The following is a 15,148-nucleotide window of genomic DNA, read 5'->3' on the forward strand; positions in this document are numbered from 1 at the left end:
CGATGCGCCGCTTCATCGGCAGGACCGGACACGGCGCGCGGCGCGGGAACCGGCGCGCGCGCGGCTTCACCATGATCGAGGTGCTGGTCGCGCTCGCGATCGTCGCCATTGCGCTCGCGGCTTCGCTGCGCGCCGTGGGCAGTCTCGCCGCAAGCGAGGCCGACCTGCACGACCGCCTGCTCGCGGGCTGGAGCGCCGACAATACGCTCGCGCAACTGAGCCTCGCGCATAGCTGGCCCGACATCGGCGAGCGCCGCTTCGACTGCTCGCAGGGCAATTTGCGCCTTACCTGCACGCAGCGCGTGAGCGCCACGCCCAACCCGGTTTTTCGCCGCGTGGAAGTGTCGGTCACGACGCCCGGCCGCTCCGGCAATCTCGCGCAACTCGTCACGGTGCTTGGCAATGAGACCAACCGTTCGCTGTGACCGCCCTCGCCGCCCGGCACCGGCGCGCCGCGCGCGCGCGGGCGGCGCACGCGGCTTCACGCTGATCGAGCTGCTCGTCGCCATCGCCATCCTTGCCGTGGTGGCGATACTCGCGTGGCGCGGCCTCGACCAGATCGTGCGCGGGCGCGACGTGCTCACGCGTTCGATGGCCGAGGAGCGCGTGTTCGCGCAGATGTTCGACCAGATGCGCATCGACGCGCGCGAGGCCGCTTCCGACGACGAAGCCGCCGGACTCGCCATTTCGCTCGACGGCGGCGCGCTGCAAATCGTGCGCGCGTTCGCCGTGCCGCCGGGTTCGGCGCCGCGCCTGCAAGTCGTGCGTTATCGCGTGGCGGACGGTCAGGTCGTGCGTTACGCGTCGCCGCCGCTCGCGAATCTCGGGCAGTTGCGCAGCGCCTTGCGCGGCGGCGAGAGCGGCGACTGGAGCGCGCTGCCCATGATGCGCGGCGTGGATTCGATCAGCGCGCGCCTGTACGTGCCCAAAACGGGCTGGACCTCGAACATGCAGGACGTGCGCGCGCAGCTCAACGGCAACAACAACGGCGCGCGCGTTCCGCAGCTCGGCAACGCGCCGATCCCGCGCTCGGTCACGGGCGTGCAGGTGAGCGTGGCGTCGCATTCGCTCGCGCGCGCCATCACGCGCATCTTCCTCGTGGGCGAATGACGATGCGCGCGCCATCCACCTTCATTCGCCCCCGCACGCGGGTTCGCGCGCAAAGGCGCAAAGGCGCAACGCGCGGCGCGGCCATCATCACGGCGCTGCTCGTGGTCGCGCTCGCGGCCATTCTGGTGTCGGGCATGCTCTGGCGCCAGCAGGTGCAATTGCGCCGCATCGAGAACCAGCGGCTGCTCGCGCAGGCGCAATGGATCGCGCGCGGCGCGCTCGACTGGACGCGCCTCGTGCTGCGCTCCGAAGCCGATACCTCGGCGGGCATCACGTATCTGGGCGGCGCGTGGGGCGTTCCGGTCGCCAAAACGCGGCTCTCCGATTTCCTCGGCCAGATCGGCGAAGTGCGCGCCGACCAGGGCGCGGACACGTATCTCTCGGGCTCCATCGAAGACGCGCAGGCGCGCTTCAATCTGCGCGATCTCGTGGCTGTTTCGTCACCGGGCAACTTGCAGATCAACGTCACCGAAATCCAGTCGTTCGCGCGGCTGCTCGCGATTCTCGGCATCGACGGCCAGCTCGCGAAGAACACCGCCACCTACCTGCGCTCGAGCCTCGCGTATTCGGCCACGCGCTATCAGGCGCAAAGCACGAGCGCGCAGAATACGGCCACGGGCGCGACGCAAACGCAGCAGCTCGCGGCCGGCGGCTCGCAAGGGGGCGCCAATTTCACCGACAACCCCGGTCTTTCCGACGCCGATTCGGGCAGCGCCGTAGCGCCGCTGCAAATGACGAGCGTGGATGCGCTGCTCGACGTGCCCGGCTTCACCGCCGACGCCGTGGCGCGCCTGCGCCCGTTCGTGACGATCTTGCCCACCGCCACGCCCGTGAACATGAACACCGCGAGCGCCGAAGTGGTCGCGGCCGTCGTGCCCGGCATGAATCTCTCGAACGCGCAGGCCTTCGTCGCGCGCCGCCAAACCGTGTTCTTCCACAACGTCGGCGACGTGCAGCTCGCGCTGCAAGGCGCGGGCGTGCAGCAAACCGCGATCGACACCACGCAGATCGACGTCAACACGAGTTATTTTCTGGTGCATGGGCGCGTGCAGCACGAACGCGCCGTGGTGGACCGGACCACGCTCGTGTGGCGCGACCCGCTCACTCATACGACGCGCATCGTGCGCGTTCGCGACGAACCATGAAGCCGTCTTTGTCCATCATCGTCATCGAAAAGAGGTGCGTTTGAGCACGCTGATCGTTCTCATGCCGCCCCGCGACCCGGCGGTCCATTCGCAGGAATGGCAGCTTCCCGAGCTGCCGTTCGCGCTGCTCGACAAGGCGGGCAATACGCAGCGCGCGGGCCGCGCGGCGCTGAGCTTGCTGCCGAAGGCGTCGGCCACGGTCATGCTGATCGCCGCGCGCGACCTGCTCACGCTCGCCGCCGCCGTGCCGCCGCTCAAGGGGCCGCGCCTGCGCCAGGCGCTGCCGAACGTGGTCGAGGATCATCTGATCCAGGACCCGCAAACCTGCCATCTCGCGCTCGACCCGCAACGTCTCGCGGACGGACGCCAGATCGTCGCGGCCATCGACCGCGGCTGGTTCCGCTTTCTCGTCGAGGCGTTCACGGCGGCCGGGCATCGCAATCTGCGCGCGGTGCCGGTTTCGCGCTGCCTGCCGGCGCCGGAGATCGCGCCCGCGTTGATCGCCGATGCCGAGCCGGCCGAAGCCGTCGCGCGGGCCGCGCCGCACGCGGCATCGCCGGCGGCGTCGAAAACCGTGGTCGCCGACGTGCCTGTGCTCGAACCCGTGACGGCTTGCGTGTTCGGACCCGTGATTTCGACCGCGCCCGCGCTGCTCGCGGGCGTCGCGCCCGAGCCGTCGGCGGCCAGCCCGCAAACGGCGCTCGAACTCGCGATCGTGCGCGGCATGCTCGCCGAGGGCTTCGCGGTGCCCGCCGCCAGCGTCGCCGCCACCGTGACGGCCCTTGCGGGCGCCGCGCCGCTCACGTCCTACGTGCTCGCGAGCCTGCCGGGCGAACCGGCCAGCGCCGCCGCCAGGGCGGCGCTCATGGCCTCGCTGCCCGGCGCGCAGACGCTCGCGTTCGAGACGCTCGCGCGCCGCGCGCTCGCTTGCCGCTTCGACCTTTGCCAGTTCGAATTCGCCGCGCAGCCGTGGCGGCTGGACCGCGCCACCTTGCGCCGGTTGCGCGTGCCGATCGCGCTCGTGGCGGCGTCGCTCGTGATCGCCGTCGTCGGAGCGAACGTGCAGTGGCTCATGATGGCGCGCCAGCGCGACGCCATCGGCACGCAAATGACGGAACTGCTGCTCAACGCATTCCCGAAAACGACCGTCGTGCTCGATCCGCCGGGACAGATGGCGCGCCAGCTTCAGCAGTTGCGGCTCGCGGCCGGCGAGCCTTCGCCCGACGACTTTCTCGCGCTCGCCGACGGCTTCGCCCGCTCGCTCGGCCCGGTGCCCGTGAACGGCATCGCGGCGCTCGACTATCACGACCGGCGGCTCGACGTGACCTTCAAGCCGGGCGTCAATCTCGACCCCGACCTCGCCAAACGCCTCGCGCGCAACGGCCTCGTGGGCACGCAGGATTCGAGCACCGGCAAATGGACCATCAGGAGCGCATCGTGAAGACACCGGCTTTGAGCGGCGCCTGGGCCGAAATCTGGACCGAATTCTGGGAGGCGCGTTCGGCGCGCGAAAAAACGCTGCTTACGTGGGGCGGCGCTTTGCTCGCGGTGGCGATCGGCTATTCGGTACTGTGGCAGCCGGCGGCGGACGGCCGCGCGCGCCTGAGCGAAAGCCTGCCCGCGATGCAGCGCCAGCTCGCGCAGATGACGGCACAGGCCGACGAGGCGCGCGCGCTCACGGGCGCCGCGGCCAGCGTCGCGCCGAGCGGCCAGGCGTTGCGCGACGCGCTCACGGCGTCGCTCGCCGACCACGGCCTGGGCGGCGCGCAGGTGCAACTGATCGGCACGACGGTGCAGGTGCAAATGAAAAACGCCTCGTTTCCGGCGTTCGCCGCGTGGCTCGACGACATGCGCAAGCAATACAAGGTGCAGGCGGTCGAGGCGCACATCACCGCGCTCAAGACCGACGGTCAAGTCGACCTGACGGCCTCGATGCAGCCGGCGAACACGCGCTGAGGACTTCCGCATGAGCTACTGGATGCGGCGCCTGCGCGCCGTGGTGCCCTGGCTGATGGTGGGCGCGATATCGTGCGGCGCCGTGCTGCTCGCGCGCCTGCCCGCCGCGTGGATCGCGCCGCAGTTCGCGCGCGCGACGCAAGGGCACGTCAATCTGATCGACGCCGAAGGCTCGCTCTGGCACGGCTCCGCGACGCTGATGCTCGCAGCCGGCCGCGACGCGAGCGGCGCGACGCTGCTGCCGGGCCGCATTGTCTGGCGCACGGCGTTCTGGCCGCTCTTTGCCGCGCGCGTGCGCATGACCATGCTGCAAACCGAGGCGATGCCCGACGCCGTCACGCTTGAAGCCACGCCGCGCGGCGCGAACGTGAGCGCGGGCGCGATTGCCGTGCCGGCCTCGCTGCTCGCGGGGCTGGGCGCGCCGTTCAACACGCTCGACATGGACGGCAACGTGCGGCTCGCGTGGAGCGACTGGCGCGTGTTCGGCAACGACGCGTTCGGCCGTTTGACCGTGTCGCTCGCCGACATGAGTTCGCGCATCTCGCTCGTGAAGCCGCTAGGCACGTATCAGGTGGTGGTGCAGGCGCAGGGCGCGGCGTCGACGCTCGATCTCTCGACGCAAAAAGGCCCGCTCATGCTCGACGGCCACGGCGCGTTCTCGCGCGCGTCGTCGTCGTTTTCGGGCACCGCGAGCGCGGCGCCCGATCAGCGCGACAATCTCGCGGGCCTGCTCAATCTGCTGGGCCGGCCGATCGCGCCGGGCACCGTCGCGCTGACGTTCGTGCATTGAGGTTTCGCGCGGCGCAAAAAGCCGTGGCGAAACGACGAAGGGCGGCATGCCGTCGCGCATGCCGCCCTTCGTGTCGTATCCGCGCGGGATTTCGCGGCCCGAGGATCGCCGCTCGGGAATGCTGATCGGGGATTGCCGCCGGGGGTTGCCGGGCGGAAATGCTGATCGCGATTGTTGAGCGTAATTGTTGAACGTAATTGCCGAGTGGGATTGCTGCGCGTGATGGCGGGAGTGATTGCTCAGGAACCCGGCGCGTTCGCCGCGCCCGTTGACCGGTTCGCCGCCGCCGTCGCTGCGCTCGCGGAAGCCGCGCCGGATGCCGCCACCGGCGCGGTTACGCTGCCCGTCTCGCGATCCATTTGCGACGCGTCCCAGCCGCCGCCGAGCGCCTTCACGAGCCCCACCGACGACACCATGCGCTGCCCGCCCAGGCTCGCGAGCCTTTGCTGCGCGGTGAACGCCGTCGTTTGCGCGGTCAGCACGTTCTGGAAATCGATCGTCCCCGCCTTGTACTCGTTCGTGACGATGGCGAGCGCGTGCTGCGCCGACTCCACGGCCTGCTGCTGGACCACGATTTCCTGCGCGAGAATGCGCTGCGACGCGAGGTTGTCCTCGACGTCCTGGAACGCGGCCAGCACCGTTTGCCGATACGTCGCGACCTGCTGATCGTAAGCGGCGCGCGCGGCTTCGGTTTGCGCGTGGCGCAGCCCCGCGTCGAAGATCGTCGAAGCCAGCGACGGCCCGAGCGTCCAGAAACGCGACGGCAGTTGCAACAACTGCGAAAACACCGAGCTTTCGAAGCCGCCGCTCGCGGAGAGGTCGAGCGTGGGGAAATATGCGGCGATCGCCACGCCGATCTGCTCGTTGGCGGCTGCGGCCTTGCGCTCCGCCGAGGCGATGTCGGGCCGCCGTTCGAGCAGCGCCGAAGGCATGGCGAGCGGCACCGTGGGCGGCGTGGCCGTGAGCGGCATGGCCGGAATCGTGAAAGTGGAGGCGGGCTGGCCGACCAGCACCGCAATGGCGTGCTCGTCCTGCGCGCGCGCCACGCCGTTGTCGATCGCGGCCGCCTGCGCCGATTGCAGTTGCGTTTGCGCCTGGATCACGTCGGCGCGCCCCGCCACGCCCTGCGCGTACTGGTTCTGCGTGAGTTGCAGCGACTTCTGGTATGCCGCCACGGTGTCGTCGAGCAGCTTCTGCTGGGCGTCGAGCGAGCGCAGCGTGAAGTACGTCTGCGCGAGCATGGCCTGCGCCGAAAGACGCGCGTTCGCGAGATCGGCGGCGGCGCCCTGCTGGCTGGCTTCCTGCGAGCTGACGGTGCGACTCACCTTGCCCCAGAGGTCGGGTTCCCAGGTGGCGTCGAGGCCAAGATTGACGTTGTTCGAGATCGAGCCGCTCGGGAACGCGCCGCTCGCGTTCGACACGCGCGTGGGCGTGCGCGAGCGCGAGCCCGAGAACGAGGCGCTCACGACCGGAAAATACGCGGCGCGCGCCTCGCCGACGAGCGCGCGCGCCTGACGGTACGCGGCCGCGTATTGCGCGACAGTCTGGTTGCTCGTGTTGAGCTGATCCATCAGCGCGTCGAGCTGCGGGTCTTCGTAGATGAGCCACCACGCGCCGCGGTCGGCGGTATCGGCGGGCTGGGCGACCTTCCAGCCCTCGGGCGCTTCCTTGTACGAAGCCGGCACGGCGGCGGCGGGCCGATGATAGTCGGGACCGACGGCGCAGCCCGTCAACTGGAACGTGAGCGCGGCGGCCGCGCACAGCAGGGCAAGTGAGGGCGCGCGGCGCGCCACGGCCCCGGCTTGAGCGCCGGGGCGGACGAAACGGCAAGGCATGCAAAAATTCCTGTCGATGCGACCGGCGCCCGAACGGGGCGCCCGGACCGTGCGGCTTTCCGGGCGAACCAGGCGAACCGGACGCACGGGGGTTGTCGCGTTGCGGCAATGGTAGCGCACGCGCCGCGCGCTGCGCGGAATCCGCAAGCTTACGCGCTGGAAGGCAAAGCGGGTGTGACGGCGAGCGCCGTGCAGTTTACGCGTCGTTACGGCGTTGACGTCGATTCGGCAGCGCGCGGCCAAGCGTATGCACGGCCGCCGTTTTGCCGATGGCCGGAAGCGCGCCAAGCGCGCGCCATGCGCCCGAGGCGCTGCTCTTGCCGCCCGAGGCGGGGCGGCCCGGCGTAGCCGGATGAGTGATGAGCGCAGCCGAATGCGCGGCGGATTGGGCGGCCGACTGGGTTGCCGTCTTGCCGGCGCACGCGGCGCGGCAAGCGGGCTGATGCGCGCCGCCGCAAGCTTGCTGCACGGGAGCGGCCGGCGCTGGCAACTGCGCCGCGACCACGGGCGCGACCGCGTCCGCTGCTTTCTTCGCGCGGCGGCGTTGCGCCCACACCATTGCGATGACCGCGAGCGAGCCGCCGGGCAGCGCGAACATCGCCGCATACAACGCGAACTTGCGCCAACGCGACGCCGCGCTGCCTTGCGTGAGCGCAAGACGGGCAGTTTCGGTGACGGAGCGGCCGAAGCCGCCGAGCGCGTTGATCAGGTAAAGCATGGTGCGAGGAACGAAGGCGAAGAAGTAAACGGATCAGTGTAGAAGTGATTGCCTGTCATAATATTGACTATGCAAGCAAACCTCAACATACTTTGCGGTCCGCGGGCGAAGTGTTGTTTTTTGGTTCGTTTGCCATAGCCTGACGGTCGCACCCTCGTTTCCATCGTCGGATATCGCTGCCTGAGCAGAGATCGGCGGCTTATCATCCGATTTTTTGAGATGTACGTTTTGAGACGCATCGAGATGTCATTGAGCAAGCTTTCATGAGCGACGGTCTTTTCGCCTCGGCGAAGGTTGGCGTCGAGCCGAGTCTTGGCTATTACCTTTCGACCGCGCGCAACGTGCTGGCCACGCGCATCGACCGCGCGGTCGCGCCGCTCGGGCTGACTTCGTCGCAAATCGGCGTGATCCTGCTGCTGTGGTACGAGCGCGCCCGTACGCCCAACGAGATGTCGCGCGTGCTTTCCTACGACACCGGCTCGATGACGCGCATGCTCGACCGGCTGGAGCGCAAAGGCTTTCTCGTCCGGCAGCGCAGCCAGTCCGACCGCCGCGTGGTCGAACTCGCGCTGACCGAGCAAGGACGCGATGCGGCGCAGCAACTGCCGGCGCTCGTGGCGGCGGAAATGACGGACCAGCTTCGCGGTTTCGCAGCCGAGGAAATCGCGATGCTCGTGAGCCTGCTGCAACGATTCATTGCCAACGACGCTTCAACGGAGCCGATCTGCCGCGGCGGCACGGCCAAGGCCGAAGTGCCGACGGAAAACGAAAACGGCGAAAGCAGCGCAAGCAACGACAGCAACGACAGCAACGAATAAACGCGCTGCGGCAAACCGCGACGCACCCGGAACGCCCCGCGATCGAGGCGCCGCAGGCGTCGAGTACCTGGGGCCGCAGTACAGGTAATTAACTGTCTGGGCAGAGAATGCACAGACATGAAACCTCGAAGCCGTTTCACGCACGTTATTGGTGCAACGGCAATGGATCGAATGCAATCAGGACGCCAAAAATATGGACGCCTCTACTGCCACGCCTGCGCAACCGGACCCGAGCGAACCCAGCGAGCCGGGCGGACAAGCCGCACCGCCCGCCCCGCCTGCCCCGTCCGGACCCGCGCCGTTCTCGGGCGCCACGCTCGCGCTGCTCACGGTCGGGCTGGCGCTCGGCACGTTCATGGAAGTGCTCGACACGTCCATCGCGAACGTGGCCGTGCCGACCATTTCCGGCAATCTCGGCGTCGCCAACAGCGAAGGCACGTGGGTGATCTCGTCGTATTCGGTGGCTTCGGCCATCGCGGTGCCGCTCACCGGTTGGCTCGCGCGCCGTGTGGGCGAAGTGCGCCTGTTTACGCTCTCGGTGCTGCTGTTTACGCTCGCCTCGGCCGCCTGCGGGTTCGCGAGCAACTTCGAAACGCTGATCGCATTCCGGCTCGTGCAAGGACTCGTTTCCGGGCCGATGGTGCCGCTTTCGCAAACCATTCTCATGCGCTCGTATCCGCCGGCCAAACGCGGGCTCGCACTCGGCCTTTGGGCGATGACGGTGATCGTCGCGCCGATTTTCGGCCCGGTCATGGGCGGCTGGATCACGGACAACTACACCTGGCCGTGGATCTTCTACATCAACGTGCCGATCGGGCTTTTTTCGGGGGCGTGCGCGTTCCTGCTGCTGCGCGGCCGCGAAACGAAGATCACGAAGCAGCGCATCGACGCCGTGGGCCTCGCGCTGCTCGTGACCGGCGTGTCGTGCCTGCAAATGATGCTCGACCTCGGCAAGGACCGCGACTGGTTCAACTCCACCTTCATCGTCACGCTGGCAATCATCGCGGTCGTGTCGCTGGCGTTCATGCTCGTCTGGGAGGCCACCGAAAAGGAGCCCGTGGTCGATCTCTCGCTGTTTCGCGACCGCAATTTCGCGTTCGGCTCGCTGATCATCTCGTTCGGCTTCATGGCCTTTTTCGGCTCGGTCGTGATCTTCCCGCTCTGGCTGCAAACGGTGATGGGCTACACGGCCGGCATTGCCGGCCTCGCGACGGCGCCGGTCGGGCTGCTCGCGCTCGTGCTCTCGCCGCTCATCGGCCGCAACATGCATCGGCTCGACCTGCGCATGGTCGCGAGCTTTGCGTTCATCGTGTTCGCGTTCGTGTCGATCTGGAATTCGACCTTCACGCTCGACGTGCCCTTCCATCACGTGATCCTGCCGCGCCTCGTGCAAGGCATCGGCGTAGCGTGTTTTTTCGTGCCGATGACGACGATCACGCTTTCCAGCGTTTCCGACGACCGGCTCGCGAGCGCTTCGGGTTTGTCGAATTTCTTGCGCACGCTCTCGGGCGCAATCGGCACGGCGGTGAGTACGACGTTCTGGGAGGACGACGCTATCTATCACCACGCGGTGCTATCGGAATCGGTAAGCCAGTATGCGCAGGCGACGGTGGATTACCGCGATGCGCTCACGAATCTCGGCTACTCGGGCGCGAGCCTGACGGCCAGGCTCAACGACGTGGTGACGACACAGGGCTACATGATGGCGACGAACGACTTCTTTCGCCTCTCGTGCGTGGTGTTCTGCGCGCTGGCCGTGCTGGTGTGGATGACGAAGCCAAGAAAAGGCGCGGGACCGGCAATGGGCCACTGACGGCCATTGAATGCCACTGACGGCCATGGACGGTCCCGCGAGGCGCCGCTTCGCGCGCTAACACGAAGCGACGGGTTCAGCGTGCGCGGTTTCGCGCCGCTGGAACGCGCGTTTAGCGCATGGTGATACCGCTCGTCTTGATCTCGACGCGGCGGTTCTTCGCGCGGCCTTCAGCCGTGGCGTTGGTGTCGACGGGCTTCGAGAAGCCGTAGCCGTGTACTTCGTACTGGCCGGCGTGCAGGCCGTGCGACTGGAGGTAGCTGCGCACGGTTTGCGCGCGGCGCAGCGAGAGGCGGTCGTTATACGCCTTCGAGCCCTTCGAGTCGGTATGACCGTCGATGACGACCGTGCCGATGTTCACGCCGTCGCTGTCCGCGATGAAGCGGTCGAGTTCCGCCTTGCCGGCCGGCAGGAGGTCGGCCTTGTCGAACGCGAAGTTGGCGTCGGCGCCGAGCGTGATGGTGCGCGGCTGCGTGGCGGGCATCGGTTGCGGAACCGGTTGCGGCGGGGGCGGCGGCGGTGCGACCTGCGGCGTCTGGCAGATGAAGACGATTTCGCGCGGATCGTTTTGCGGCTTGAAGCCCGAAGCGGCGAGGTCGGTGGACGAGACGCGCAGCGGCGTCTTGTTGCCGCAAACCTCGTTGACCTTCTTCATGCAGGCGCTCGAGCTTTCGAGCAAGCCGAGACACTGCACGCGATAGGCTTGCGCGCCGTTGGCGAGCGTGACGACGTCGAGATTATGGAGGGGCCCCGAAGCGGTGGTACAGCCGGCGGCGCCGACGATGAGCGCAGCCAGCGCGCTGACGGACAGAAGTCGCAGTTTCATTGTCGATTCGATTTTAAGAGAGGGTGAGCCGTTCGGCGCGGGCCGAGAGCAGGCTCACAATACGTGGCCCTCAATTACCCTCTCAATCAGACAATGCTTAAATGGGCAATCGAATTGATTCGAAAGCCCGGCGATCTCGCGGCGCGATCCGGGCGTGATTGCGACGATCCGCGCCGCGACTCGCGCCTCAATGCGCGCTCGACGCCGGCGCGGCCACGGTGGCGCCGCTCATGCCGGTTTCGTCGCTGGCGCTCGGCGCGCCTTCGCCCTGAACGGGCGCGTCCACGCCCGTGCGCACGTACTGCTTGAACGCGGCGCCCGCCGTCCACGGATTCGGTTTGCAGCCGAGCGAACTGTCGCAGTGCGCGGCAAAACCGATCGTCGCGGTGCCGTCGTTGTTGGCCGTTTTCGTGATCTCGTAAGCGAGCAGGCGCTTGCCGCCGCCCGGGCCCGAGGTCTGGATCAGCGTGTCGTTCACGGTCTGCACTTCGTACTTCGAATGATTGCGCACCCAGGCTTCGGCGCGTTGCCACCATAGGCCGCATTCGGTCTGATTGGCGCACGTGAGCGGGGCCGTCGCGATCTGCATGACGTCGGGGTTGACCTGGCCGCGCGGCGCGCAGGCGGCGGCTGTCGTACACAACAGGATCGCCAGGATTCGTTTCATAGCGTGGGTCCTCCAGAAAGCGCCGCGTGGCGCGGCGCATGCGTTCTTCGTGTTCTCAGTTTCTGTGCCCGGCGCGGCGCCCGAGCGCGCGCCACGGGGACGCCCATGTCGTGTCCATGCCGCGTCCATGCCGCGTCCATGCCGCGTCCATGCCGCGCCGATGTCGTTTTGACCGCATTCGCCCGCATGGGTTGCGTATAAATGCAGGTGCCCGACTCGAGCGATTTCACGCCGCGCCTGGACCGGTATTCGACCGATACCCGCGCGCCGCCAAATCGCAAGCGGCGTGTTCAAACGCTGAAGCGATTGAGCGTGTACGCGCGATAGGCGGCGACGAACGCATCGAACGCGCCCACTTCCTCGCGTTCGAGTTTGGCCTGCTCGTCGAGCGATTCGCGCGCCAGCGTTTCGAACCGCGCCGTGGCGGCGGCGTCGAGCGGCCGCGCGAGAAATTGCGCCGCGTGACGTTCGCTTTGCGCGAGCGCGAATTGCAGGAAAGACTGCTTCTCCTCGCGCATGGTTTGCAGCACGCGCGCGGAAGGCGTGAGCGACGCATCGGCCAGTTTCAGGCGCTGCTTCACGAGCGAGCGCATGTGCTCGTCGCTGCCGCGCGCCGCGTCGAGCGCCGCCGCGGCGCGGCCGATTTTCTCGAAGAGTTCCTCGGCCCAGTCGAGCATCGGCACGTCCTGGCCGTCGCGCTTGAGCGCGAGGCCCGGGCGGCGTCCTTCCTTCGTCACGAGGCCGAAGTTCTCGTTCGATTCGTTGTATGCGTCGGCGGGCAGCAGCGGGCTTTCATCGAGCGCGCAGGCGAGCAGATAGGCATCGAGAAAACGCGCCGTTTCGAGCGAAATGCCGGTGGGCTCGAACGGGTCGATGTCCATGCAGCGCACTTCGACGTATTGCACGCCGCGCGCGGCGAGCGCATGCAGCGGCCGCTCGCCCGGATGCGTGATGCGCTTCGGGCGAATCGTCGAATAGAACTCGTTTTCGATTTGCAGCACGTTGGTGTTGATCTGCACCCACTCGCCGTCGCGATGCGTGCCGATTGCCTCGTAGGGCGGATACGGCTGGCTCACGGCCTGCGCGAGCGCTTCGAGATAACCGGGCAGCGTGTCGTAGTCGGCGCGCAACGCGGACTGGCCCGTGGTGTTCGAATAGCCGAGATCGCTCATGCGCAGGCTCGTGGCGTACGGCAGATAGAGCGTGTTCGCGTCGAACGCCTCGAGCTTGTGCTCGCGGTTGCGCAGGAAGCGCGCGTCGAGCGCCGGCGACGCGCCGAACAGGTACATCAGCAGCCAGTTGGTGCGGCGGAAATTGCGGATCAGCGCGAGGTAGCGTTCCGACTGATAGTCGGTGAGCGTGGCCGTGGACTGATGATGCGCGTGCAGCGCGCGCCACACTTCCTCGTCGAGCGAATAGTTGTAGTGAATGCCGGCGATGCACTGCATGGTGCGCCCGTAACGCAGCGCGAGGCCCATGCGATAGACGTACTTGAGGCGGCCGATGTTCGAGTTGCCGTAACGCGCGATGGGAATGCCGTCGTCGGTGTCGGGCAGAAGGCCGGGCATCGACTCGTTCCAGAGCATTTCACCGTCGCGCGCGAGCACCGCATAGACGTAGCGATGCAGTTCGTCGAGCTTGTCGAGCGTGATGGATGCGTCGCTTTCGGCGGGCGTGATGATCTCGATCAGCGCTTCGGAATAATCGGTCGTGAGCGACGGATGCGTGAGCGCCGAACCGAGCGCCGTTGCATGCGGCGACATCGCGAGCGAGCCGTCGCGTGTCACGCGCAGGCTCTCTTTTTCGATGCCGCGCAGACCGCGCGCGAGCGCGCCGCGAGACGGCCCGTCGCCCAGCACGGAAAGGCGCTGTGCGAGAACGTCGTTCGTGCGTGTAGAAGTCGTGTCTGACATTGAGGCTGGTCGGGCTCGGGCCGGCGGCGCGATGCTGCGCGTGGCCGCCGGCGGGGATTTTTTTCGGTAGCGGGCACTTTAACATCTCGCCGTAAGACATGCTTGAGGCAGGATCGGCGCGGTTTCGGGCGCCCTTGCGGCTGTTTGGCGGCGCTTTCCCGCGGAATATTCCGCCGAGGTTTTGCCGGGCGCTTGCCCGCCGCTTGCCGACTGCTTGCCGGCCTTTTGCCGCCCTTTTGCCCCTCTGCTATCGCGCATCTATCGAGCCTTTGCCGCGCCCGCGCGGCGTTTTTGCGGGCACGCGAGGCGCGCTGTTTCGCCTCGGCTTGCCATCGCAATGTCGCTGCGATTTCGCTGCAATGCCGCCGCCATTTCGCCACCATTTCGCCGCGCATATCGCTTCGATTGCCGCTTGCAACGGAGGCGTTCAACCGCCGCGTGCCGCGCCCGCGCGGTCGGCGATTTCGTTCCATAGATGCATGGCCGCGTAGGCGCGAAACGGGCGCCAGGCATCGGTGCGCGCGCGCTGCTGCGTCGCGCGCGCGAGCGCGGGGTCGCGCGCGGCGATCGCCTGCATGAGCACGAGATCCGTCGCGGGCCAGGCGTTGGCGTCGCGCCATGCGCGCATCGCCACGTATTCCACCGTCCACGGCCCGATGCCCGGCAACGCGAGCAGCGCGGCGCGCATGGCGTCGAGATCGTCGGGCGCGGCCGTGCCTGGGTTATCCGCGTTATCTGCGTTGTTATCCGCGTTATCCGCATGCGGCGCATCGGTGGCGTTCATGGCGTCGATTCGTCTGCCGCGGCGTTTGGCGCGGCCGCCTGGCTTGCCCGCGCCGGCGGCGGCGTCACTGCGCTCGATCGCCACGGCGCCGCTCGCCACCGCGTGCGCGAAGCCCTGCAATGCGGCGACGCGCTTGCCCGGCATGCCGATGCCGGCGAGATCGGCGGCGGCGAGCGCGGCGGGCGTGGGAAAGCGCCAGGCGGTGAGCGCATGCGGGTGCGCTTCGATGCGCTCGCCCACGCGCGCGACGAGCCGCCCGACGATGGTCGTGGCCGCCTTCACGCTCACCTGCTGGCCGACGATCGCGCGCACCACAAGTTCGAAACCCGACCACGCGCCCGGCACGCGCAAGCCCGGCGCGGCCGCGACGAGCGGCGCGAGCCAGGGATCGGTTGCGAGATGCGCGGCGATCGCGGCGGGATCGGTTTGCAGATCGAACATGCGCGAGAGCGGCGCGGCGAGCGCGGCCGCATGGGCGCTCACCGGTCCGTCGATATCGACGACAAGACAGCGCTTGCGCGCGTGGCGGCGCACGGCGAGCGTGCCGCTCGCGCCCGCGAAGTCGATGGCGCGCAGCCACGCGCCGTTCTCGACGGCTTCCACGCCGGGCGTGGCGCGGCCGCTGAAAAAACGCAGCACGCGCGGCCAGTCGTAGGGCGCGCGAAACGGCAGTTCGAGCGTGGCGTGCTGGCGGTCGAAGGACAGCGCGGTTTTGTCCGAGCCCGGATCGGCGCCCGGATCGGCGCTCGGATGCGTATTGGAATGCGCGGCGG

General features: G+C 68.0%; 13 protein-coding genes and 2 pseudogenes. 8 read left to right on the top strand and 7 right to left on the bottom strand.

Annotation, left to right across the window (positions count from 1 at the left end):
• Positions 1–2: 2 nt before the first annotated feature.
• From gspI to gspN, 6 genes are read left to right on the top strand one after another with little or no spacing between them, the layout of a single operon-like run.
• On the top strand, positions 3–425 hold the full coding sequence (gene gspI / locus U5805_RS13030; protein WP_322103886.1) for a type II secretion system minor pseudopilin GspI: 423 nt from the start codon (positions 3–5) through the stop codon (positions 423–425).
• Positions 403–1,110, top strand: a complete 708-nt coding sequence (locus U5805_RS13035; RefSeq protein WP_322103887.1) for a type II secretion system protein J — start codon at positions 403–405, stop codon at positions 1,108–1,110. Before gspI ends, U5805_RS13035 begins: the two co-directional genes overlap by 23 nt.
• Before the next feature lie 2 nt (positions 1,111–1,112).
• Positions 1,113–2,255, top strand: a complete 1,143-nt coding sequence (gene gspK, locus U5805_RS13040) for a type II secretion system minor pseudopilin GspK (RefSeq protein ID WP_322103888.1) — start codon at positions 1,113–1,115, stop codon at positions 2,253–2,255.
• Between the two features lie 40 nt (positions 2,256–2,295).
• The gene (gspL, locus tag U5805_RS13045) at positions 2,296–3,696 is read left to right on the top strand and encodes a type II secretion system protein GspL (RefSeq protein WP_322103889.1); all 1,401 of its coding nucleotides are present in this window, start codon (positions 2,296–2,298) and stop codon (positions 3,694–3,696) included.
• Positions 3,672–4,211 (top strand): type II secretion system protein M, encoded by a 540-nt coding sequence (locus tag U5805_RS13050; RefSeq protein WP_322103890.1) that lies wholly within the window; start codon positions 3,672–3,674, stop codon positions 4,209–4,211. Before gspL ends, U5805_RS13050 begins: the two co-directional genes overlap by 25 nt.
• A 10-nt stretch (positions 4,212–4,221) precedes the next feature.
• Positions 4,222–5,001: a type II secretion system protein N gene (gspN, locus tag U5805_RS13055; RefSeq protein ID WP_322103891.1), complete on the top strand. Its 780-nt coding sequence runs from the start codon at positions 4,222–4,224 to the stop codon at positions 4,999–5,001.
• Positions 5,002–5,240: 239 nt separating this feature from the next.
• Here the strand turns inward: gspN and U5805_RS13060 are convergent, their stop codons facing one another.
• The gene (locus U5805_RS13060; protein ID WP_322103892.1) at positions 5,241–6,836 is read right to left on the bottom strand and encodes an efflux transporter outer membrane subunit; all 1,596 of its coding nucleotides are present in this window, start codon (positions 6,834–6,836) and stop codon (positions 5,241–5,243) included.
• Positions 6,837–7,032: 196 nt separating this feature from the next.
• Complete coding sequence (locus tag U5805_RS13065) at positions 7,033–7,554, bottom strand: hypothetical protein (protein ID WP_322103893.1); 522 nt, start codon at positions 7,552–7,554, stop codon at positions 7,033–7,035.
• A gap of 263 nt (positions 7,555–7,817) precedes the next feature.
• On the opposite strand from U5805_RS13065, the gene U5805_RS13070 reads away from it, so the two are divergent.
• Together U5805_RS13070 and U5805_RS13075 are read left to right on the top strand one after the other, a co-directional pair.
• Positions 7,818–8,372 (top strand): MarR family transcriptional regulator, encoded by a 555-nt coding sequence (locus tag U5805_RS13070; RefSeq protein WP_322103894.1) that lies wholly within the window; start codon positions 7,818–7,820, stop codon positions 8,370–8,372.
• A gap of 193 nt (positions 8,373–8,565) precedes the next feature.
• Positions 8,566–10,185 (top strand): DHA2 family efflux MFS transporter permease subunit, encoded by a 1,620-nt coding sequence (locus tag U5805_RS13075; protein WP_322103895.1) that lies wholly within the window; start codon positions 8,566–8,568, stop codon positions 10,183–10,185.
• Positions 10,186–10,297: 112 nt separating this feature from the next.
• On the opposite strand, the gene U5805_RS13080 is transcribed toward U5805_RS13075, so the two are convergent.
• The 5 genes and pseudogenes from U5805_RS13080 to U5805_RS31790 form a co-directional block, all read right to left on the bottom strand.
• Positions 10,298–11,011 (bottom strand): OmpA family protein, encoded by a 714-nt coding sequence (locus U5805_RS13080; RefSeq protein ID WP_322103896.1) that lies wholly within the window; start codon positions 11,009–11,011, stop codon positions 10,298–10,300.
• Positions 11,012–11,198: 187 nt separating this feature from the next.
• Positions 11,199–11,678: a hypothetical protein gene (locus tag U5805_RS13085; protein WP_322103897.1), complete on the bottom strand. Its 480-nt coding sequence runs from the start codon at positions 11,676–11,678 to the stop codon at positions 11,199–11,201.
• Positions 11,679–11,968: 290 nt separating this feature from the next.
• Positions 11,969–13,591, bottom strand: coding sequence for a glutamate--cysteine ligase (gene gshA / locus U5805_RS13090; RefSeq protein WP_322103898.1), 1,623 nt, complete (start codon positions 13,589–13,591; stop codon positions 11,969–11,971).
• 427 nt (positions 13,592–14,018) lie between these two features.
• Positions 14,019–14,279, bottom strand: a pseudogene (locus tag U5805_RS31785) (DNA-3-methyladenine glycosylase 2 family protein); the annotation flags it as partial.
• 129 nt (positions 14,280–14,408) lie between these two features.
• Positions 14,409–15,080: pseudogene (locus U5805_RS31790) on the bottom strand (DNA-3-methyladenine glycosylase 2); the annotation flags it as partial.
• Positions 15,081–15,148: the final 68 nt, after the last annotated feature.

Source organism: Paraburkholderia sp. J41 (assembly GCF_905220235.1).
Taxonomy (GTDB): Bacteria; Pseudomonadota; Gammaproteobacteria; order Burkholderiales; family Burkholderiaceae; genus Paraburkholderia.